At 70.7% G+C, this 18,002-nt stretch carries 22 protein-coding genes and 1 pseudogene; 10 read left to right on the top strand and 13 right to left on the bottom strand.

The annotated features are described in order from the left end of the window. Nucleotides 1-72: 72 nt before the first annotated feature. Genes AB0F15_RS22630 through AB0F15_RS22620 form a run of 3 tightly spaced genes read left to right on the top strand, consistent with a single transcriptional unit; the run spans nucleotide 73 to nucleotide 2,806 of the window. Nucleotides 73-978, top strand: coding sequence for an ornithine carbamoyltransferase (locus AB0F15_RS22630; protein ID WP_360273465.1), 906 nt, complete (start codon nucleotides 73-75; stop codon nucleotides 976-978). A gap of 20 nt (nucleotides 979-998) precedes the next feature. Next, complete coding sequence (locus tag AB0F15_RS22625) at nucleotides 999-1,709, top strand: nuclear transport factor 2 family protein (protein ID WP_360273463.1); 711 nt, start codon at nucleotides 999-1,001, stop codon at nucleotides 1,707-1,709. A gap of 23 nt (nucleotides 1,710-1,732) precedes the next feature. Continuing rightward, the gene (locus AB0F15_RS22620) at nucleotides 1,733-2,806 is read left to right on the top strand and encodes a branched-chain amino acid aminotransferase (RefSeq protein ID WP_360273460.1); all 1,074 of its coding nucleotides are present in this window, start codon (nucleotides 1,733-1,735) and stop codon (nucleotides 2,804-2,806) included. Nucleotides 2,807-3,078: 272 nt separating this feature from the next. Here AB0F15_RS22620 and AB0F15_RS22615 read toward each other — a convergent pair whose 3' ends face one another. From AB0F15_RS22615 to AB0F15_RS22595, 5 genes are all read right to left on the bottom strand, one after another. Beyond that, nucleotides 3,079-3,546: a hypothetical protein gene (locus AB0F15_RS22615; protein ID WP_360273457.1), complete on the bottom strand. Its 468-nt coding sequence runs from the start codon at nucleotides 3,544-3,546 to the stop codon at nucleotides 3,079-3,081. A 181-nt stretch (nucleotides 3,547-3,727) separates the two neighbouring features. Beyond that, entirely contained in the window at nucleotides 3,728-4,192 is a 465-nt protein-coding gene (locus AB0F15_RS22610) for a hypothetical protein (RefSeq protein ID WP_360273455.1), read from the bottom strand. A 118-nt stretch (nucleotides 4,193-4,310) separates the two neighbouring features. Continuing rightward, on the bottom strand, nucleotides 4,311-5,291 hold the full coding sequence (locus tag AB0F15_RS22605) for a trypsin-like serine protease (RefSeq protein WP_360273453.1): 981 nt from the start codon (nucleotides 5,289-5,291) through the stop codon (nucleotides 4,311-4,313). Between the two features lie 416 nt (nucleotides 5,292-5,707). Beyond that, nucleotides 5,708-6,148 (bottom strand): hypothetical protein, encoded by a 441-nt coding sequence (locus AB0F15_RS22600; protein WP_360273451.1) that lies wholly within the window; start codon nucleotides 6,146-6,148, stop codon nucleotides 5,708-5,710. 248 nt (nucleotides 6,149-6,396) lie between these two features. Beyond that, nucleotides 6,397-7,044 carry a hypothetical protein gene (locus AB0F15_RS22595; protein WP_360273449.1) on the bottom strand — a complete coding sequence of 216 codons (648 nt, stop codon included), beginning with the start codon at nucleotides 7,042-7,044 and terminating at the stop codon, nucleotides 6,397-6,399. A 570-nt stretch (nucleotides 7,045-7,614) separates the two neighbouring features. On the opposite strand from AB0F15_RS22595, the gene AB0F15_RS22590 reads away from it, so the two are divergent. Together AB0F15_RS22590 and AB0F15_RS22585 are read left to right on the top strand one after the other, a co-directional pair. After that, nucleotides 7,615-8,628: a cytochrome P450 gene (locus AB0F15_RS22590; protein WP_360273446.1), complete on the top strand. Its 1,014-nt coding sequence runs from the start codon at nucleotides 7,615-7,617 to the stop codon at nucleotides 8,626-8,628. 217 nt (nucleotides 8,629-8,845) lie between these two features. Next, the gene (locus AB0F15_RS22585) at nucleotides 8,846-9,916 is read left to right on the top strand and encodes a methyltransferase (protein WP_360273443.1); all 1,071 of its coding nucleotides are present in this window, start codon (nucleotides 8,846-8,848) and stop codon (nucleotides 9,914-9,916) included. On the opposite strand, the gene AB0F15_RS22580 is transcribed toward AB0F15_RS22585, so the two are convergent. Then, entirely contained in the window at nucleotides 9,864-10,283 is a 420-nt protein-coding gene (locus AB0F15_RS22580) for a nuclear transport factor 2 family protein (protein WP_360273440.1), read from the bottom strand. The genes AB0F15_RS22585 and AB0F15_RS22580 overlap by 53 nt on opposite strands. Before the next feature lie 85 nt (nucleotides 10,284-10,368). Here AB0F15_RS22580 and AB0F15_RS22575 point away from each other — a divergent pair, with 85 nt between their 5' ends. Then, nucleotides 10,369-10,947, top strand: coding sequence for a TetR family transcriptional regulator (locus tag AB0F15_RS22575; RefSeq protein ID WP_360273437.1), 579 nt, complete (start codon nucleotides 10,369-10,371; stop codon nucleotides 10,945-10,947). A gap of 117 nt (nucleotides 10,948-11,064) precedes the next feature. Here AB0F15_RS22575 and AB0F15_RS22570 read toward each other — a convergent pair whose 3' ends face one another. Then, nucleotides 11,065-11,682 carry a TetR family transcriptional regulator gene (locus AB0F15_RS22570; RefSeq protein ID WP_360273434.1) on the bottom strand — a complete coding sequence of 206 codons (618 nt, stop codon included), beginning with the start codon at nucleotides 11,680-11,682 and terminating at the stop codon, nucleotides 11,065-11,067. Nucleotides 11,683-11,764: 82 nt separating this feature from the next. On the opposite strand from AB0F15_RS22570, the gene AB0F15_RS22565 reads away from it, so the two are divergent. Beyond that, nucleotides 11,765-12,235, top strand: a complete 471-nt coding sequence (locus AB0F15_RS22565) for a nitroreductase/quinone reductase family protein (RefSeq protein WP_360273432.1) — start codon at nucleotides 11,765-11,767, stop codon at nucleotides 12,233-12,235. Here AB0F15_RS22565 and AB0F15_RS22560 read toward each other — a convergent pair. After that, complete coding sequence (locus tag AB0F15_RS22560) at nucleotides 12,232-13,107, bottom strand: helix-turn-helix domain-containing protein (RefSeq protein WP_360273429.1); 876 nt, start codon at nucleotides 13,105-13,107, stop codon at nucleotides 12,232-12,234. The two genes, AB0F15_RS22565 and AB0F15_RS22560, sit on opposite strands and share 4 nt — an antisense overlap. Nucleotides 13,108-13,171: 64 nt before the next feature. On the opposite strand from AB0F15_RS22560, the gene AB0F15_RS22555 reads away from it, so the two are divergent. Genes AB0F15_RS22555 through AB0F15_RS22545 form a run of 3 tightly spaced genes read left to right on the top strand, consistent with a single transcriptional unit; the run spans nucleotide 13,172 to nucleotide 15,054 of the window. Next, the gene (locus AB0F15_RS22555) at nucleotides 13,172-13,807 is read left to right on the top strand and encodes a DsbA family protein (protein WP_360273426.1); all 636 of its coding nucleotides are present in this window, start codon (nucleotides 13,172-13,174) and stop codon (nucleotides 13,805-13,807) included. Between the two features lie 36 nt (nucleotides 13,808-13,843). Continuing rightward, nucleotides 13,844-14,650 (top strand): MBL fold metallo-hydrolase, encoded by an 807-nt coding sequence (locus tag AB0F15_RS22550; RefSeq protein ID WP_360273423.1) that lies wholly within the window; start codon nucleotides 13,844-13,846, stop codon nucleotides 14,648-14,650. Next, nucleotides 14,641-15,054: a nuclear transport factor 2 family protein gene (locus AB0F15_RS22545; RefSeq protein WP_360273421.1), complete on the top strand. Its 414-nt coding sequence runs from the start codon at nucleotides 14,641-14,643 to the stop codon at nucleotides 15,052-15,054. Before AB0F15_RS22550 ends, AB0F15_RS22545 begins: the two co-directional genes overlap by 10 nt. A gap of 58 nt (nucleotides 15,055-15,112) precedes the next feature. On the opposite strand, the gene AB0F15_RS22540 is transcribed toward AB0F15_RS22545, so the two are convergent. The 5 genes and pseudogenes from AB0F15_RS22540 to AB0F15_RS22520 all read right to left on the bottom strand — a co-directional run bounded on the left by AB0F15_RS22540 (nucleotide 15,113) and on the right by AB0F15_RS22520 (nucleotide 17,901). Next, entirely contained in the window at nucleotides 15,113-15,340 is a 228-nt protein-coding gene (locus tag AB0F15_RS22540) for a zinc-binding dehydrogenase (protein ID WP_360273418.1), read from the bottom strand. Between the two features lie 25 nt (nucleotides 15,341-15,365). After that, nucleotides 15,366-15,614: pseudogene (locus AB0F15_RS22535) on the bottom strand (zinc-binding dehydrogenase); the annotation flags it as partial. A gap of 342 nt (nucleotides 15,615-15,956) precedes the next feature. Then, entirely contained in the window at nucleotides 15,957-16,724 is a 768-nt protein-coding gene (locus AB0F15_RS22530; RefSeq protein ID WP_360273416.1) for a glucose 1-dehydrogenase, read from the bottom strand. A 15-nt stretch (nucleotides 16,725-16,739) separates the two neighbouring features. Then, a complete protein-coding gene (locus AB0F15_RS22525; protein WP_360273413.1) occupies nucleotides 16,740-17,081 on the bottom strand; it encodes a cyclophilin-like fold protein in 342 nt (113 codons plus the stop codon). A gap of 154 nt (nucleotides 17,082-17,235) precedes the next feature. Then, nucleotides 17,236-17,901: an SDR family NAD(P)-dependent oxidoreductase gene (locus AB0F15_RS22520; RefSeq protein ID WP_360273410.1), complete on the bottom strand. Its 666-nt coding sequence runs from the start codon at nucleotides 17,899-17,901 to the stop codon at nucleotides 17,236-17,238. Nucleotides 17,902-18,002: the final 101 nt, after the last annotated feature.

Raw genomic sequence — 18,002 nt, 5'->3', positions numbered from 1 at the left:
ATCGCCCGGGCATACGTTGCCGGACAGGGAGTTCCAGCCGGACTTCGACGGAGAAAGACGCAGAGGTGTGCCATGCGCAGCTTGATCTCACTCTCGGACATCTCGACGGGCGACCTCGCGGCGCTCGTCGGCCGGGCCGTCGAGTTCGGCGCCGGAGCCACGGCCACCCCGCTGGCCGGGCGGGCGGTCGGCACGTACTTCCGCCGGTCCTCCACCCGGACCCGGACCTCCTTCTGGCGCGCCGCGACCCGGCTCGGCGCGGACGTCATCACCTACGGCCCGGACGACCTGCAGCTGATCACCGGGGAGTCGCTGGCCGACACCGCGCGCGTGCTCTCGGGCTACCTGGACGCGCTCGTGGTGCGCACCAACGGCGACGTCGCCGAGCTGCGCGAGCTGGCGCAGGCGCCGGACCTCGCCGTGATCAACGCCCTCACCGAGTTCGAGCACCCGACGCAGGCGCTCGCCGACTTCGCCACCGTCGCGGAGGAGTTCGGCGAGCTCGCCGGACGGCACCTGCTCTACGTCGGCGAGGGCAACAGCACGGCGGCGGCCCTGGCGAAAGCGGCCGCGCTGACCCCGGACTTCGAGCTCACCCTGCTGACCCCGCCCGGGTACGGCCTGGCCGCCGAGGCGTTCGACGGCACCGGCGGCCGGGTCCGGCAGCACCACAGCCTCGACGACGTCCCGAAGCCGGTCGACGTCGTCTACACCAGCCGGTGGCAGACGATGGGAGTGTCCAAAGCGGACCCCGACTGGCGGACCGCGTTCGACCCGTACCAGGTGAACGCCGGTCTGCTGGAACGGGTCAGTTCCGCGTGGACGATCTTCCTGCACGACCTGCCCGCCGTCCGGGGCCAGGAAGTGACCGACGAGGTGCTGGACGGCTCGCGCAGCCGCGCCTGGCGGCAGGCCTACCACAAGATGACCGCCGCGATGGCCGTCCTCGAGTGGTGCACCGCCGCCCGGCCGAGCTGACCGGCCGGGAGGAGCCGCCGATGTCCCTCACCCACCCGCTGCCGGCACCCGCCCGCCGGAGCACCCCCGTCTCGCGGGCCGATCGCCTCGCGCTGCTGCACCGCGAACTCGAAGCACTCCAGGCCCGGTCGGACCGCAGCGACCCGCTGGACGAAACCCTGCTCTGCCTGACCGAGGCGGCCGCCCACGCCGCCGCGGCGGCGGAGCGGCTGCAGGCCTTTCCGCTGGACGGCGCCGAACGGACGGCCGAGCTGGGCAAGCTGCTCGCCGCCGCCCGGGCGGCCGTCGTCTGCGCCACCTACGCGATGGCAGACGCCCCCGCGCGACCCGATCGGAGCCGGACCATGAGCCAGCCGACCACGACGGCGGCCACCGAAGTGAGCGGGGCCGACCTGGCCCGGCGCTTCTACGAGTGCGTGGACGCGGGCGACTTCACCGCACTGGTCGCCCTGTTCACCGAAGACTGCGAATACCACCGGCCCGGCTACCGGCCCTGGTTCGGCCGGGCCGGGCTGACCACCTTCTACCGCGAGGAGCGCGTCATCAGTTCCGGCGCCCACACGCTGACCGCGGTGCTCGCGGACGGCCCGCACGTGGCCGTGCACGGCCGGTTCGACGGACTGCTGCGGACCGGGGCGGAGATCAGCATCGGGTTCGCGGACTTCTTCGAGCGGGACGGGACCGGCCTGTTCCGCAGGCGTCACACCTACTACTTCGCCCCGCTGGCCTGACCGCCGCCCGGAAGGAACACACCGTGACCCAGCAGATGACCGAACCGGCACCCGGCTTCGCCCGGCCCGGCCACGGCGATGCGTTCACCCCGCACGTGGTGACCATGACCTGGACCGAGGAGGGCGGCTGGCACGACCGGGGAATCGGCCCGCTGGAGCCGATCCCGATGCACCCGGCGATGATCGGCCTCCACTACGCCCAGGTGATCTTCGAAGGCCTGAAGGCGCACCGGCAGCCGGACGGGTCGGTGGCGGTGTTCCGCCCGGACCGCAACGCGCTGCGGTTCCGGCGTTCGGCGCGCCGGCTCGCCATGCCGGAACTGCCGGAGGAGGCCTTCCTCGCGGCGATCGACGCGGTCGTCGCGGCGGATCAGCACCTGCTGCCCGCCGACCCCGGCCTGAGCCTGTACCTGCGTCCGCTGATGTTCGCGACCGAGGCGAACCTGATGCTGCGGCCGTCGACGGAGTACCGGTTCCTGATGATGGCGTTCGTGGCGGGCGGCTTCTTCGGCGACGACGTGCTGGCGCCGGTGTCGGTGCTGATCAGCCGTGAGCACAGCCGCGCGATGCCGGGCGGCACCGGGGACGTGAAGTGCGCGGCGAACTACGGGCCGTCGTTCGCCGCGCAGCGGCTGGCCCAGGAAGCGGGCTGCCAGCAGGTGGTCTGGCTCGACGCCGTCGAACACCGCTGGGTCGAGGAAATGGGCGGGATGAACCTGTTCTTCGTCCGCGAAACCCCGGATGGCCCCCAGCTGGTGACCCCGGCGCTGACCGGCACCTTGCTGCCGGGCGTGACCCGGGAATCCTTGCTGGTGCTCGGAAAGCGGCTCGGCTACGACGTCCGGGAGGAACGCGTTTCCGTCGACGGCTGGCGAGCGGAGTGCCGGTCGGGCCGGATCACGGAGGTGTTCGCCTGCGGAACGGCGGCAGTGGTCACGGCGGTCGGCCGGGTCCGCGACCGCGAAGGCGACTGGACCGTCGGCGACGGCACACCGGGCCCGGTCACCCGCCGCCTGCGCCAAGCCCTGATCGACGTTCAGCACGGCGAGGCCCCCGACCCGGGCGGCTGGCTGCGGCGGGTACTCCCGGCCGGCTGAGGGGATCCGGCGACGTCGGAGGCGTCCGGACCGGCGAGGAGCGCGCGGCTGGACCGACGCGGGGTGGAGCGAGCCGAGCGCCGGGCCGGCGGACACCCAGGGCGCCGCACGGCGGACGAACCCGATCCACACGATGCTCGACATCGGCCTGGACGCCGAGCACCGCACCCAGGGCTTCCCGCACGGTCTGGGTCTCCTCGACCTCTCCGGGCACGTCGGGGACGGCGACGGCCGCCGCACCCCGGGGACGCCTGGGCACCACCGGTTCGCCGCTAATTCGGAATCGCGTCGACCAAAGGAAGCACGGCGAAGACCACCAACCCGCATGACGTCAGCAACCATTGCTTGAGCAGCATGCCGAGCGTTGCCTTCCCTCCGGTGGCCTCGACCACGCAGCGCAGGCCGACGAGCGCCCGGCCGGTCGTGGCGCCCCACCACCACTGCAGCGGGACCCGGTGGACGAACGACACCACCGAGTACGCCGCGACGGCCGTGAACAGGAACGGGAAGTCCAGCCGCGACGCGGCCAGGAGGGCCACCGTGAGGTGCAGCGCCAGGTCGGCCACGAGCGCACAGTTCTCCTGCCACCGGGCTGCCTCGCCGAAGTCCCGACGGCGCACGACCTCCAGCGACCCCTCGTCGGTCTGCGGTTCCGTCGTCTCCATGCCTCCCTCACGCGTGAACCCGCCGTTCGGTTGCCACCGCTCGGCCGCCGGTTGCACGGTGACCTCGATGATCATGTCCTCCTCCCCGCGCCCGTGCCAGAACAAAGGGGGACCCCCGCACCCGTCAGAGGCCGCCTGTCCTTGCCGCCTTCCGGCCCTGGGGAAATTCACAGGACGCGCAAGGCGACTACGCCGTTCGGCGCCGTCACCGCATCGCGCACCCGTGTTGGCTTCGGACGGGGGGAAAACCAGGCATTCAGGAGGCGAGGAGCCGCTGGATCCGTTCGTACTCCGCGGACATCTCCGGGGTGGCGAGTACGTCGTCGAGATCGGCGCTCACCTGGAAGTCGACGTCCTCGATCGAGCGGATGGCCAGTTCGTAGAGTTCGCCTCGGCGCCGGCCCCGGAGGTAGCTGTTCCAGTGCATGAGTGCGGTGATCGCGGCGACGATCCCGCGATCCAGGTCGTCGTCCACGAGGATCCCGGCGTCGATCCGGGCGATCAACGTCTCCAGTTCTGCGGCGTCGATGGTCAGGATCGACTCTCGGGCGCGGGTCAGCGCGGCCCAGGCATCTTCGGTGAGCTCGTCCTGCCCCGCGTCGGCCAGGACCTCGTCCCGGAGCAGCCGGGTGATCGTCGCGGCGCCGAAGGCCTCGGCGGCCTCGGCGCCGGCGGCGATGACGAGCCGCAGGACAGCCGCCTCCAGTTCCGGATACTTCACACCCCGGACCCTATCGGTCCGAGCTCGTGGCGCTTTCGCCAGGAGCAGGATCGAGGGGCCACCCGGCGGTGTCCGGAATGGACGCCCGCCACGGTGACCCCTCGCCGGGTCCGTGCCCTCAGAAGCCGGCCGCCTGGGCCGCGTTGAGCACCGGCACCCAGGTGTTCGACGCAGCGCGCGCGTAGAACGCGTTGGTCGACCGGTCGCTGCCGGAGGTGACCGCCAGCAGCTGGTTGCTGCTGTTGATCACCGGACCGCCGCTCCAGCCACCGAACGCGACGCAGTTGTTGGTGAACAGGTAGGTGTCGCCGTTGAAGCCGCCGACGTCCCGGCCGTTGCCGATGCAGTGCAGCTGGTTCTGGCCGCCGTACAGTTCCTGCGGGTAGCCGTGGGTGTCCCAGCCGTTGATGGCGCCGGAGTTGTTCGGCACCCAGCCGAGGCCGCCGACCACGTTGGTGATCTTGGACGCGCCCTGCGCGGCGATCGCCACGGATGCCACGTCGTCCTCATGGGTGACGCCGTCGTTGCCGTGGTTGAAGTACGTCGTCGGGATCCAGAAGGTCGCGGCGTTCCAGGTGCCCAGCGGCCGGCTGTTGTTGTCGTAGGACGGGATGAAGATGAAGTTCTGGCTCCACACCGCCTGGCCGGCCGCGCCCTGGAACACGCAGTGCGCCGCGGTGGCGACCACGCTCTTGCCGGTGGAGTTGATCACCGAACCGGAACAGACGTAGGTCAGGCCGTCCCGGGGATCGACGAAGAACACCTTCCCGGTCACCCGCGACTTGAAGTCCGCCGTGTAGGGCCGGGCGACCTGCGCGTTCCCGAACTGATCCCCGCCGGGGGTCAGCACCGGCGAGGCCGACTCGGTCCTCGCCGCGACCTTCGGCGTGTCCTGGGCCACGGGTCTGGCACTGCGCAGCCGCTCCGGCGTCCAGAACTCTTCCTTCTGCCCCTGGGTGGACCGGTCGAACCGCGGAGACTGCACGACACCGTCCGCCGACGCCGCGGACGCGACCGGCGCAGACCCGACCAGCGCGCCGCCGGCCACCAGGCCGACCACCGCCAATAACGTCTTCAGCCGCAAAGCACGGATTCCCATATATCCTCCTCGAAATGGATGCGATTTCCGCCGCGGAAACAGGCATGACGCCCTCGCGGAATGGCACCGGATGCAACGACGCGATCAGTGGATTCGACAGCCCCGTCGATGTGACGGCACATCGTGTGCCGCCGCACAGTGTTCCAAGCAGCCACAAGAAATGTCAACACGAGGACGATGATCGGTAAACCGCCATGATTCTTTTCTCGGCGAGCCTCGCGAACAAAACGTGAAACTTTCGAAGCCGATTCGGCCGATGAGTCCAACCCTTTGAACACAACAGGACGACGCGAGGCGCGCTCGATTATCAGGGTCGCGGGTTTACTGTCAACGCCCGAGAGGGCACTACTTCGGGGAGGATTTCCCGGCCGACGATGCCCCGCTTTTGCCTGCTTTTGGCTGCGGACGCGGCCAAGTCAGCGCCCGGTCGAGCCGGCCGCCGTGCCCGGATCGCCGCGCAGAGCGAGCCAGGTGCACAGTCCGGCCAGGGCCAGTTCCGGGACCGCACTGACGAGAGCCTGGGTGAATTCGGCGCCGGGCCGGGCGGTGAGGACGTCGAACCAGGCGTCCATCCCCATGAGTGCCGCGACCGCCGAGGCCGACAGGCGAGCGCGGCCATCGCCCCGGTGGTACCACCGGGCGGTGGTCGCGCAGCCGAGCGCCACGGCCAGGTCGAGTCCGATCCACGCGGCCGGCCAGTGCCGCACCTCGGTGGTCTCGGGCAGCGTCCGGCCCAGCACGAACACCCACGGCACCAGGCCCGCCGCCACCACGCCCAGCACACCAGGCACCCACCTGGGCCGGCCACCCGGCGACGTTGCCGTGCGTGGCGACCAGAGCATCGTCTCAACGGTCATGAAAACTCCTCCACCGAACGTCGTGCTGATGCTGCCGACGCCGGTGCGGGGCAGCTCTGCGGCAAAACCTTGCCGCCGGAACCGGCCGAGATCAGTAGCCCGTGGTTCCGACTTCGCGGTGGTGCCTGCTACCGCACCGATCCGGATGGCTGCAGGATGGTGCCGCCGGTCCCGGCTCGACTACCGTCGGATCACCGCGACCCCTTTACGCGCGGAATGGTTCGCCACCGGCACGGTGACTGCGTCGATCACGCGGCGTGCCCGGTGCTCGTGGCGGCGGACCGGGCCGCCACGGCCCGGCGGCGATGCCTGGCGAGCACGATGGCGGCGGCCACCGTCCACACCATCGACAGGAACCGGCCGATGGGCAGGAGAGCGCTCGCGTAGTAGAACACCAACGACAGCACCGAGAGCGTCGCCAGGGTCCCCGCGACGTAGCCGAACCAGCGGGCCGGCGCACCGAGGAAGCCGTCGCGGGCGAGGATGGTCGCGGCAACCAGGACGAACAGGCCCAAGGTGACCACATTGACGACCCCGCCGGCGTAGAAGCTGCCCAGCCGCAGCGTCTGGACCGCGGCCAAGGACGTCGAGCCGGCGACGATCGCCAAGGCGAGGGAAAGGGCGCACGACACCAGCATCGCCAGCACGGAAATTCCCGCGGTACCGGCGAGCAGGCGCGCCCCGGCCGGTTCGGTGACCGGGATCCGGACGACGGCGCGGGCGAAACCGGCGAAACCGAGAACGGAGACGGCCTGCAGCAGGGCGACGGCCACCGTGGCCGCGGGGTTGGCGGCGTAGTACGCCGCGACGTCGACCGCCGGTGCGCCGGGCAGAGGCAGGCTCCGGTCACCGAGGACGCCGGCGAAGTTCACCGACAGGTACGCAATGAGGAACACGATCGCCCCCGTCAGGGCCCACCGCGACGGGGCAGGCACTGACGGGGCAACAGATTCCGGCGTGGACCTCATGATCCATTCCCCCTTCGGGAGTCTTTGCTGCAGAAGACTCCCGACTGTGCCGCAGGCACCGGCGTTCCGCGTCGGCATGGGAGCGGCCATCGGAGATACGCGCGCTGACGTAGGAGACGCTGTCACAGTCGAGTTCCGTATAGGTCGTTATACACTCCTATGAGTACCGCATGTCCACAATAGACAGTGCGCGCCGCGAGGTCGTTCTTGACGAAATCCGGGCGAGGAGAGCAAGATGGGATGGCTACCTCAGTTGATGATGTAGACATCGGTGCGGCTCCAAGGGGAGGAGGGCCCGGTCGTGACGCTGACCCAACCGGCTTCCGGAAGGCCGGTCCACGATGAGGTCACCCGCGGCAGGCACCCACGAAACGACTTTCCCGCCTCATGAGAACCGGCTACCGGCGCGGGCTCAGGCAGGATCCCTTTGCATACCTCCAGGACCTTCGCCGCCGCACCGCGACGGGCATCATCCGGCTTCCCTGGCGTGGCTGGTGCGTGAGCGATCCGGGTCTGGCCGGCGAACTGCTGCGGAGCCCGGAATTCAACAGCGGCACGTCCGGGTTCTTCCGGGACCTGCTGGCGACGCGGACAGCGCAGGTCGCCGTCGGCCAGGCGGCGCGGAACCTCTTGCGGACACGGGTTCCCGAGTACCGGGACGCACTCGCCGATGCGGTGGCAGATCTCCCCGTGGCCAGTCGCTGGCCGGCCACGGCGTCGGACCTCGTGTACCGCGGCCTGGCCAACGTACTGCTCCACCCGCGGACTCCGGCCGGGACACGGCGATTGCTGGATCAAGCCCTCCACGGCGGCGTCATGTTCCGGTCGCCACACGTGTGGCAGCGGGTGCGGGCGGAAGGGCTGCGCGGAAAGCTGATCACAGCCGTCAGCGAGGAAGCGGGCTGTCGCAGGGAAGGCCCCGCCGGCGAGTCGCGTGATGTACTGGACGCCGTGCTCGGCGCGTGCCCGGACGACCTGGCGGACCGGACGGTCGCCGAGGTCTTCCTGGTGCTGTTCCGGTCGATCGTGGCACCCGTCAGCTCCACGCTGGCTTGGTCGGTGCTGCTGGCGTGCCTGCACCACACGTCGGATGCGCCGTGGCCGTGGCCCGCCACGTGGATCGTGCGCGAGGCGATGAGGCATCGCCCGATGGTCTGGATGGTCGGCCGTACCGTCGCCCGGTCGACCGAATTCGGCGGCCTCCCCTTCCAGCCCGGCGACATCCTCTCGGTCAGCCCGTTCCTGCTGCACCACGACCAGGACCACTGGCCCGACTCCGATGTCTTCCGGCCCGAGCGGTGGGCGGAATCAGGTGAGCGCGGCCCCTACGTCCCGTTCGGTGCCGGGCCGTACACCTGCGTCGGCGCGTCGGTGGCGCTGACCTTGATGACCGAAGCGCTGACAGCTCTCACGAAGGACGCCCGGCTGACCGTCACCGGGGCCGACGCCCGCCCGGCCATGGTCGAGGGTGCCGTTCCCCGGCCCTTCGCCGTCCTCCGCACCCCCACCTGAGACGGAGACCATCGACAACGAAAGGAGGTGAACGCGATGATCGCCAAGCTGCGCCGCATCCTCGGCACCAAGCCGCCCGGACGGTGGCGGTGGTAGGACCTGACAGCCGACCCGGAGCTCGGGGGCTCGATGACACCGCGAAGCCGGCATCGAGCCCTCCCGAGCGCCGGTGTCCACCGCACCGAGGTGACGTCGAAGGTGGAGGAAAACGGGCAGCATGGCGACATCCGAGACTCCGGCGACCGGACAGGGCACAGGCAGGCGGGAATCGGGGCGGAGCCTGCGGGAGCTCGCCGATCTGATCACCCCGATGGCGATCAGGGTGGCCGTCACCCTGCGCATCCCGCAGCAGGTTTCGGGAGGCCGGCTGACCGCTCAAGCGCTGGCGGCGAACACGAACACCGATCCCGATGTGCTCGAACGCATCCTCCTCCACTTGGCCGCCGTCGGAGTGCTGACCCGGGACGACGGCGGTCTGTTCGGATTGACCCCGGTCGGCGCCCAGATGCTCGTCGAAAACGACATGGTCGCGAATCCGGACTTTCTGGACCTCAACACGGTCGCCGGCCGCGCCGAGCTGTCTTTCGTCCACCTGTTGGACGTCGCCCGGAGTGGCGACACCGTGGCTTACTCGGCTCAGTACGGCACGAGTTTCTGGGACGACCTCGGCAAAGAACCGTCCTCGGCCGTCCACTTCGACCAGGTGATGGCCGACGGCATGAAGAAGCGAGTCCAGGAAATCGCCGAGGCCTACGACTGGGGAGCACTCGGGAACGTCGTGGACGTGGGTGGCGGCAACGGCACCCTTCTCGTGGGCTTGCTGCGAGCACATCCGGGTCTTCGCGGGACCGTCGTGGACCGCGATGCCGAGCCCGCCACCCGCGCTTTCCGCGACGCCGGGTTGAGCGACAGAGCGGCGGCGCTCAGCGGAAACTTCCTGGAACCCCTGCCCCCAGGAGCCGGCGGATACGTGGTGTCGCGTATCCAGAGCGACTGGAACGACGCCGACGTCCGGACCATCCTGGGCCACTGCGCCGACGCCGCCGGAACCCGGGGCAGGGTCGTCGTGGTCGACGAGTTCGCGGCCGAGGAAGGCGTCCGGACCGACTCCGAAACCGACCTCCGCATGCTGATGTACTACGGAGGAAAGGAACGGACGATGGAACAGGTGCGCCAACTGGCCGCGGACGTGGGGCTGTCCGTGACGTCGCTCCGCCGCGCCGCCGATTGGACGATCATGGAGTTGTCCCGCGCCCCGCGAGGATATCGGCCAGTACCAACGGGTTGAGGTAGTCGCGGTACGAGACGACCAGGCCGTCCCTGATCCGGAGGACCGCGATGATGGTCTGCAGCAAGGGCGCGCCGGTCGGGATCACGGTGCCGTGGACGGTGTATTCGACGATGACCACCTCGGGGTCGGTGGTCTCGTGGATCACCGTGTCGCGGTATTCGTCGAACCGGACGAGACCCTTGGCTTGAGTGGTCATGAACTCGCGAATCTGTTCCCGCCCCTCCAGCCGCCCAGGCAGGCCGGGCAGCTGGTACGGCCACTCGACGTAGCCGTCCGGCGCGATCAGGCTCACGAACGTGTCGGTGTCCATCTCGCGGCTGGCGCGCAGGACCTGCTCGACGACTTCGCGTGACGTGGCGGTCATGGCCGGCTCCCTTTCGTTGAACGCTTGTTGATTGAACAACCGTAGAACGAAACGGCTCGCCGGTCAACGGCCGTAGAATGAACCGGTGACCGACTCGAGCGCCCGTCCGACCAGGGCGCAGCAGCGCCGCCGGAGCGAGGAACGCATCCTCGACGCGGCCCGCCGGATCTTCGCCGAGCTCGGCTACGACCGGACCACCATCCGGGCCGTGGCCTCGGCCGCCGGCGTCGACGGCGGCCTGGTCATGCACTACTTCGGGAGCAAGGAACTGCTCTTCGCCCGCGCCTCCGAGGTTCCCGCGGACGAGTTGCCCGGTGGCACCTCCGACGAGGTCGCCGAGGCACTGCTCACGTCGCTGGGCAAGCGCCTGACCGACGAGCCGACGGCCTCCTTGGCGGTGCTGCGCTCGGTGCTCACGAACGCCGATGCCGCCGATCGGTACCGGGCGGCCGCGGAGCCGCAGCTCGACCAGCTCGCCGAGGCGATCTCGACGCCCGACGCCGACCTGCGCGCAAGCCTGCTCAGCGCGATCGTCCACGGTGTGCTCGCCGAGCGGTACCTGCTGCGGCTCACGGGCCTCGCGGACGCCTCACCCGAGCAGATCGTCGACCTGCTGCGCCCGTGTTTCCAAAGCCTGGCCACGCCCCGCGACCCGAACCCGTAGGCCGCGGTCGTCCCGGATACCGCGTCCGGCAGGTGGGGAAACCGCGGACCAGCCTCGCTCGCCTCAGCGGTGGCCGGACGGCCGGCCCGGATCATCGCAGGGCGCGACGTGCTGCCGTCACCGGCCGGCGACCGCCGGACCCGCGGGGTAGTCGAGGCCGGCGGACAGCAGGTCGAACGCCTGCCTGGTCAGCTCGGATTCCGCCGCTTGGTGGCCTGCCGCTCGCCAAGCGACGACGGTCGTCGGCACCGCGCACAACGCCACCGAGGCCACCAGGTACGGCCGGGGGTCCGCGACCGGGTCGACGCCCATCCGGGCGCCGGCCAGAGACGCCACCTCGGCGAACCGGGCGGTCGCCCGCTCGACCCGGGCGGCCGTCAGCGCGGGATTGACCGAGATGACGTCCTGCAGGCTGTGGAAGCGCGCGTCGGTCTCGTACGTCCGGATGACTTCGACCGCGGCCGTCCGCAGCGCGGTCAGCACCGGCAGGTCGGCCGGTTGCGCGGCGAACGCTTCGAGGACCGCCGTGATCTGGTCGTCCGCGAGGGCCAGCGCGACGTCCTCCTTGGAGGTGAAGTACCGGAAGAACGTCCGCGGTGAGACCTCGACCGATCCGGCGATCTGGTCGATGGTCGTGGCGTCGAAGCCGTGGGCGCAGAACAACGCCTGGGCGGCGTCGATCAGCGCTTCGCGCGTCCGCTGCTTCTTCCGTTCCCGCAGGCCGGGCTTCTCCATGGCGGCCAGCATACGGTAATCACGTCATCGGCAGACTCTTGTCAGTTGACGCCAAGTGTCACTTACTGACACTATCGGCGTCATGCCCAAGCCTCCCCCGCCGACGTCTCGCTACTGGAAACTGCAGCGACAGTTCGCACGGCTCAACACGTTCCTGTTCCGCAAGACCGGCGGCAAGGTGGGCGGGTCGTTCTTCGGCGGCGCGCCCGTGCTGCTGCTCCACCACGTCGGCCGCAAGTCCGGCGAGGCCCGAACCAGCCCGCTCATCTACGTCGACGACTCGCCACGGCTGGTCGTCGTCGCCTCGAAGGGTGGCGTGGACGCCCATCCGGCGTGGTTCCACAATCTGACGGCGATGGCGACCACCGAGGTGGAGCTGCCCGGCGGCGAACGTCGTCGAGTCCGGCCGCGCGTCGCCGAGGGCGCGGAGCGGGACTCCTTGTGGGAGCGGGCGGTGGCGATCTACCGGCCCTACGCGGCCTATGCGACCTACACCGAGCGGAAGATTCCGGTGGTCGTCCTCGAACCCGCGGACACCCCACCCGCCGGCTAGCTTTGCGGTCTGACGCGGTCCCGGAAGGCTGCCGGCGTCATCCCCGTGCGGTACAGGAAGTACTTGGAGAAGTTGGACGGGTCGTCGAAGCCGAGCTGTCCGGCGGTCCGGGCGATCGTGTCGTGCCCGTGGGCGAGCAGGCGCTTGGCTTCGAGCACGACGCGTTCGTCGATGAGCTGCTTGGCGGACAGGCCGGTGTTGTCGCGGGCCAGGCGGTTGAGGGTGCGGGTCGAGTAGCCCAGGCGGGCGGCGTAGTCGGCGACCTTGTGCCGGGTGCGGAAGTGCGCCTCGAGTTCGTCGCGGAACCAGAGGAACGCCTGGTGCGTCGGCGGGCGGTGGCCACTGCCTTCCTGGCCGGCCAGGACGAGGAGCAGCAGCGCCGCGGCGAGGGCGCGGGCCAGCGCGGCTTCGCGGAGCCCTGCACCCGGCGGTGCCGCGGCGGCGGCCAGTGCGGCGTCGAGGGCGGCGGCTGCCGGGGTGCCCGTCATCGTGGCGGCGGTCCAGTGGTTGGGGGTGGCGACGTTCGCTGCCCGGATCAGGTCCCCGGTCCCGCTGTCGATCGCGGCCGGGGTGACCAGGAAGACCTGGCCCTCGAGGCCGTCGATGGCTCCCCACTGCTGCACCTGCCCGGCTCGCACCCAGATGACGTCGCCGGGCCCGAGCGGGTAGCCGGTGAAGTCGACGGTGTGCACGGCGCGGCCCGACTCGAGCCGGATCAGCAGGTCGAAGCCGAGGCGTTGCGGGGCGACGAACTCCTGCGGGCCGCCACGGACCCGCATGCGCGCGAGCGAGGTGAGCTCGATCTCACCGGTCACGCCGGGCGGCGGGTCATACCGGACAGACCGGATGGCGCCCCGCGGAGGATGTCCCATTCTTACCAGGGTACGTCCCGTCACCACCGTGAAAACCGCAGGTCGGCTTCCTAGGCTGAGATTCATGAAAGCCAGATTGACCTACGTGTTCGACGCCTACTGCGGCTGGTGCTACGGCTTCGGTCCGGCGATCCGCGACTTCGCCACCGCGAACGCCGGGCGGATCGAGCTCGAAGTCGTCAGCGGCGGCCTGTTCACCGGGGCCCGGGTCGCCCCGATCGGCACCATGCCGCACGTGGCCGGCGCCAACGCGCGCATCGCCGAGCTGACCGGAGCCGAGTTCGGGCCCGGTTACCGCGCCCTCGTCGCCGACGGCCGCTTCGAGATGGACTCCACGGCGGCCGCCACCGGGTTCGCTGCCCTGCGGGCGGCCGCGCCCGGGCAGGCGCTCGACGCCGCGGAAGCGATGCAACGGGCGTTCTACTTCGACGGGCTGAGCCTGTCCGAGGCCACGACCTACCGGCACGTCGCCGAACAGCGGGGGCTGGCCGCCGACACGGTGCTGACCGCGTTCACCGCCCGCCTCGCCCCCACGCCGGCGGCCCAGGACTTCACCCGCGCCGCCCGGCTGGGCGTCACCTCCTACCCCACCCTGCTGCTGCACACCGGGACCGGCGTGCTGCGGCTGGGCGGCCCGACGGCCACGGCCACGCAGCTGACCGCCGCCCTCGACCGCCACCTCGCCTCCATTTCTCACTGACACTGCCCACTGACACCGCGAAAGCAGGACCCGACCATGAGCTCCCTGAGCTACCGGATCATCGACGCCGCCGACACCTCGCTGAACAAGACCAGCGTGCTGGTCACCGGCGAGACCGAGGCCGTCGTCGTGGACGCGGCCTTCACCCGGGCCGACGGGCACCGGATCACCGCCGCGCTGCTCGACTCCGGCAAGCGGCTGACCACCGTGCTGGTCACCGCCGGCGACCCGGACTTCTACTTCGGCGCCGAAGTCATCGCCGACGCCTTCCCGGAGGCGGTGTTCCTCGCACCGGCCGACGTCATCGAGCACATCCGCGACACATACGAGAAGAAGCTGGCCGCGTGGGCGCACCTCGGCGCCAACCTGCCGACCCGGCTGGTCGACATCGCGCCGCTGCCCACGTCCTCGGTCGCCGTCGACGGGGTCGAGATCGAAGTACGCCGCGCCGGCACGGCGCTGGGCGACCGCTCCTGGTACCTCTTCGAGCCGGGCGAACGCGCCCTGTTCGGGGGCGTGCTCCTGTTCGAGGGCCTCCACGTCTGGACCGCCGACGCCGCGAGCACCGACCAGCGCGCGGAGTGGCTCCGCGTCCTCGACGAACTCGAAGCGCTCGAACCGACCTTCGTCGCCGCCGGCCACCGCGTGGCCGGGGCGCCCACCGACTCGACCGCGATCCGGCACACCCGCGAATACCTGCGGTTCTTCGAAAAGACCGTCGCGGACGCGACCGACGCCGCGGCGGCCGAGGAAACCCTGCTGGCCGCCTACCCGGACGCCGGGCTGAAGATCGCCGCCTCGCTCGGCACCAAGGTCGCGAAGGGCGAGCTGACATGGGGCTGACCACGACCGACGACACCGCACCGGCCGCCGTGGTCCGGCGGCAGTACCTCGCCTCCGCCGCCGGCGACCTCGCCGCGCTGCGGGCGACCCTCGCCCCGGACGTCGAGTGGACGGAGATGGCCGGGTTCCCGCTCGCCGGCACCTACCGCACCCCGGACGGCGTGACGAGCGGGGTCATGGAGAAGCTGGCGCAGGACTGGGACGGCTGGGCGGCCCACGACGACACCTACGTCGTCGACGGCGAGAACGTCGTCGTGCTGGCCCGCTACACCGCGACCCACAAGGCGACCGGCCGGGCGTTGAACGTCCGGGTGGTCCACCACTTCACGGTGCGCGGCGGGCTGATCGTCCGGTTCGAACAGTTCACCGACACCGCGCTGGTCCGCGACGCGGCCACCGCCTGACGGCGACGCCCGGCGGCAGGGCCACCGAAGCCCTGCCGCCGGGCCGGTACGACCACCGTCAGCTGTCTTCGGGCACGATCGACACGACGACCTTGCCCGCCTTGGTGCGCCCCTGCTCGACGTGGGCCAATCCCTCGAGCGTCCTGTCGAACGGGAAGATCCGGTCGACGACCGGGCGAAGCTCCCCTTTGTCGTAGAGGGAGCCGAGCTCGCGCAGCTGGGATCCGTCGGCCTGCATGAAGAAGAACTGGTAGCGCACGCCTCGGGCCTCGGCCCGTCTGCGCACCTTTGCGACTGAGCAGCTTCATGGCGACCACGGCGTCCGGCGGGCCGGCGACGCCGATCGCCAGGCCACCGGGCTTCAGCACCGTCAGCGACTTCTCGAGGTTGGCCCCGCCGAGGGAGTCCAGCACCAGGTCGTAGCCGGACAGCACCGTTGAGAAGTCTTCCTTGGTGTAGTCCACCACGACACCGGCGCCGAGGTGCTGGGCGAGCTGGATGACGGTCGATCCGAGGCCACCGGCACCGGCGTGGACGAGGACCTTCTTCCCCGGTTTCACGTCGGCGCGGTCGACGAGGATCTGCCAGGCGGCCAAGGCCACCAGCGGCACCGCGGCCGCTTCGGGGAAGGTGAGCGATTCCGGCTTGGGTGCGACGTCGTCCTGGTCGATCGCGATGAACTCCGCAAACCCCCCGATCCACAGGTCACGTGGACGCGCGTACACCGCGTCGCCGACCTCGACGAGGACATGGCTTTGGCGATATCAGGCCGGTTCCCGACGTGGCCGCAGGCGCGGCACACCAGCCGACGAGGCCACCGGGCCCACCGGTTCCGTCCCGGCGCATGCCATTTCCGCAGGTGTCCGGCAGCGCCGGTCGAGACCGTCCCGAATGGACGGCCGTCAGCGGGCGACGTAGCCGCCGTCGACGGGCAGGGCCACCCCGACGACGAACCCGGCTCCCGGGCTGCACAGCCACAGCACGGCCTGGGCGATCTCCTCGGCGGTCCCAAGCCGGTTGATCGGCTGGTTGGCCTCGGCTTCGGCGCGGTCGAGCTCGCCCTTGGCGATCATGTCGCTCACCATCGGGGTGTCGATGGTGCCGGGGCAGATCGCGTTGACGCGGATGCCGCGCGGGGCGTACTCGAGCGCCGCGCTGGTGGTCAGGCCGATCACCCCGTGCTTCGACGCGTGGTAGGACGCGCGGCCCGGGAGGCCGACGAGGCCGCCGAGGGAGGAGCAGTTGACGACGGCGCCGCTGCCCTGCGCCCCCATGTGCCGCAGTTCGTGCTTCATGCAGGCCCACACCCCGCGCAGGTTGATCGCGTTCACCCGGTCGAACCGCTCGGCGGGTTCGTCCGCGGCGTCGCTCGGCGGGATCTGGATGCCCGCGTTGTTGTACGCCAGGTCGAGCCGGCCGAACGTTTCGACCGTGCGGTCGACCGCGGCGGCGACCTGGTCCTCGTCGGTGACGTCGCACGTCAGCGTGAGGACCCGGTGGCCCGCGGCGGTGAGCTCCCGCTTCGCCGCGTCGAGCGCGGCTTCGTCGACGTCGGTGAGCGCGACGGCCGCGCCCGACTCGGCGAACGCGCGGGCCGTGGCCAGTCCCATCCCGGAGCCGGCGCCGGTGACGAAGGCAACCTGGTCGCCGAAGTCGTAGGTGGGGTTCATCTCGTGTTCTCCGTTTCAGCGTTCGATGGTGACCCGGCCGGCGGTGGCGAGCACCTCGGCGCCGCCGTCGGCCAGGCGGCCGAGGATGACCACGCCGTCCGCGCGGGGAGCGTCGCGGTAGTAGATGGCCAGGTTGCCCCAGGGGGCGTAGAAAGCGACGTCGCCAGCCTCCGGGTCGGCGCTCGCCGGGGCGCCGGCGGTGGCCAGCCGGCGGGGCAGGTCGGCGATCCGCTCCGTCTCGTGGAAGTCGCTCAACTCGAGCGTGAGCGGGAGCAGGGAGGCGAAATCACGGGCGGCCGCACTGTCGTTCAACGTCGCGTTCACGACGCGGCCGTCGGTGGTGAGGCGGATGTTCACGGCGGTGGTGCTCCCAGTCTGGGGTGCGGAGGTGGTCGAGGGCGCTCGAGGTGCCGGAGACGGCGAAGTTGGCTGCGGTTCGGCGCTGCAGGCGACCGCGGCCAGCACAACGGCAACCGGGATCGCGCGGGTGAAGAGCACGGGGATCTCCCGGTCAGTTCGGCATGGGTTCGGCGAAATGACGGAAGCCGTCACGCTTCTGATGGATGCCGAACAGAAGTTCGGCCAGTGCGTCCGGGCTGCTGTGCTCTGCGTCCGGCCGGATGGCCCCGGGGACGATCAGCTGGGCGACGTGGATGTTCTCCGGGGCCAGTGCGTCGTGCAGCATGCGGGCGTAGGCGCTTTCCGCGGCGAACGCGATCGAGGTGCCGGCGACGGCGGGGTTCGGCCGCACGGCGCTGCCGCCGTTCACGAACAGGACGGTCCCGTGCCCCAGTGCGCGCATGCCGGGCAGCACGGCGGTCACGGCCGTGACCGGCCCCTTCACGGAGAACTCCAGCGGCGCGTCGAGGTCGTCGACGCTCGTGTCGAGGACCGGCTGCATGAAGTCGGCGCGGGGCACCGGGCTGAACTGGAGGATTTCGACCGGTCCGAGAGCGTCGGCCGCGTCCCGCAGCGCAGCGGTGAGCGACGCACGATCGAGCACGTCGGCCGGGAAGGCGCGGGCCTGGATCCCGGCGCGTGACAGGCCGGCCGTCAGCTCCTCCAGGCGCCCGGCGTCGCGGGCGAGCAGGGCGACGGCGTGACCGGCGGCTCCGAAGCGCCGCGCGGTGGCGAGCCCCAGGCCGGGGCCGGCGCCGACGAGGGCGAAGGTCGACATCGTGACTCCTTGGTCGGAAGTGCTTCCGGTTCCCAGGGAACCAGGGACCCGCGTGAGCAGGGAGGTTCTCTCGAAAGGTGTACTGGCAGAGCACCCTTCTC

The sequence above is a fragment of the Amycolatopsis sp. NPDC026612 genome (assembly GCF_040638285.1).
Lineage (GTDB): Bacteria > Actinomycetota > Actinomycetes > Mycobacteriales > Pseudonocardiaceae > Amycolatopsis.
The sequence above is the reverse complement of the archived record's forward strand: the minus strand, read 5'-3'. Positions and strand labels throughout refer to the sequence as shown.

Excerpts from the sequence above, each read along its gene's own strand:
- AB0F15_RS22625 (WP_360273463.1), top strand. The coding sequence starts at position 999 with ATGTCCCTCACCCACCCGCTGCCGGCACCCGCCCGCCGGAGCACCCCC.
- AB0F15_RS22615 (WP_360273457.1), bottom strand. The coding sequence starts at position 3,546 with ATGATCATCGAGGTCACCGTGCAACCGGCGGCCGAGCGGTGGCAACCG.
- AB0F15_RS22520 (WP_360273410.1), bottom strand. The coding sequence starts at position 17,901 with ATGTCGACCTTCGCCCTCGTCGGCGCCGGCCCCGGCCTGGGGCTCGCC.
- AB0F15_RS22600 (WP_360273451.1), bottom strand. The coding sequence starts at position 6,148 with ATGACCGTTGAGACGATGCTCTGGTCGCCACGCACGGCAACGTCGCCG.
- AB0F15_RS22605 (WP_360273453.1), bottom strand. The coding sequence starts at position 5,291 with ATGGGAATCCGTGCTTTGCGGCTGAAGACGTTATTGGCGGTGGTCGGC.
- AB0F15_RS22585 (WP_360273443.1), top strand. The coding sequence starts at position 8,846 with ATGGCGACATCCGAGACTCCGGCGACCGGACAGGGCACAGGCAGGCGG.
- AB0F15_RS22570 (WP_360273434.1), bottom strand. The coding sequence starts at position 11,682 with ATGGAGAAGCCCGGCCTGCGGGAACGGAAGAAGCAGCGGACGCGCGAA.
- AB0F15_RS22630 (WP_360273465.1), top strand. The coding sequence starts at position 73 with ATGCGCAGCTTGATCTCACTCTCGGACATCTCGACGGGCGACCTCGCG.
- AB0F15_RS22555 (WP_360273426.1), top strand. The coding sequence starts at position 13,172 with ATGAAAGCCAGATTGACCTACGTGTTCGACGCCTACTGCGGCTGGTGC.
- AB0F15_RS22550 (WP_360273423.1), top strand. The coding sequence starts at position 13,844 with ATGAGCTCCCTGAGCTACCGGATCATCGACGCCGCCGACACCTCGCTG.
- AB0F15_RS22545 (WP_360273421.1), top strand. The coding sequence starts at position 14,641 with ATGGGGCTGACCACGACCGACGACACCGCACCGGCCGCCGTGGTCCGG.
- AB0F15_RS22580 (WP_360273440.1), bottom strand. The coding sequence starts at position 10,283 with ATGACCGCCACGTCACGCGAAGTCGTCGAGCAGGTCCTGCGCGCCAGC.
- AB0F15_RS22560 (WP_360273429.1), bottom strand. The coding sequence starts at position 13,107 with ATGGGACATCCTCCGCGGGGCGCCATCCGGTCTGTCCGGTATGACCCG.
- AB0F15_RS22530 (WP_360273416.1), bottom strand. The coding sequence starts at position 16,724 with ATGAACCCCACCTACGACTTCGGCGACCAGGTTGCCTTCGTCACCGGC.
- AB0F15_RS22565 (WP_360273432.1), top strand. The coding sequence starts at position 11,765 with ATGCCCAAGCCTCCCCCGCCGACGTCTCGCTACTGGAAACTGCAGCGA.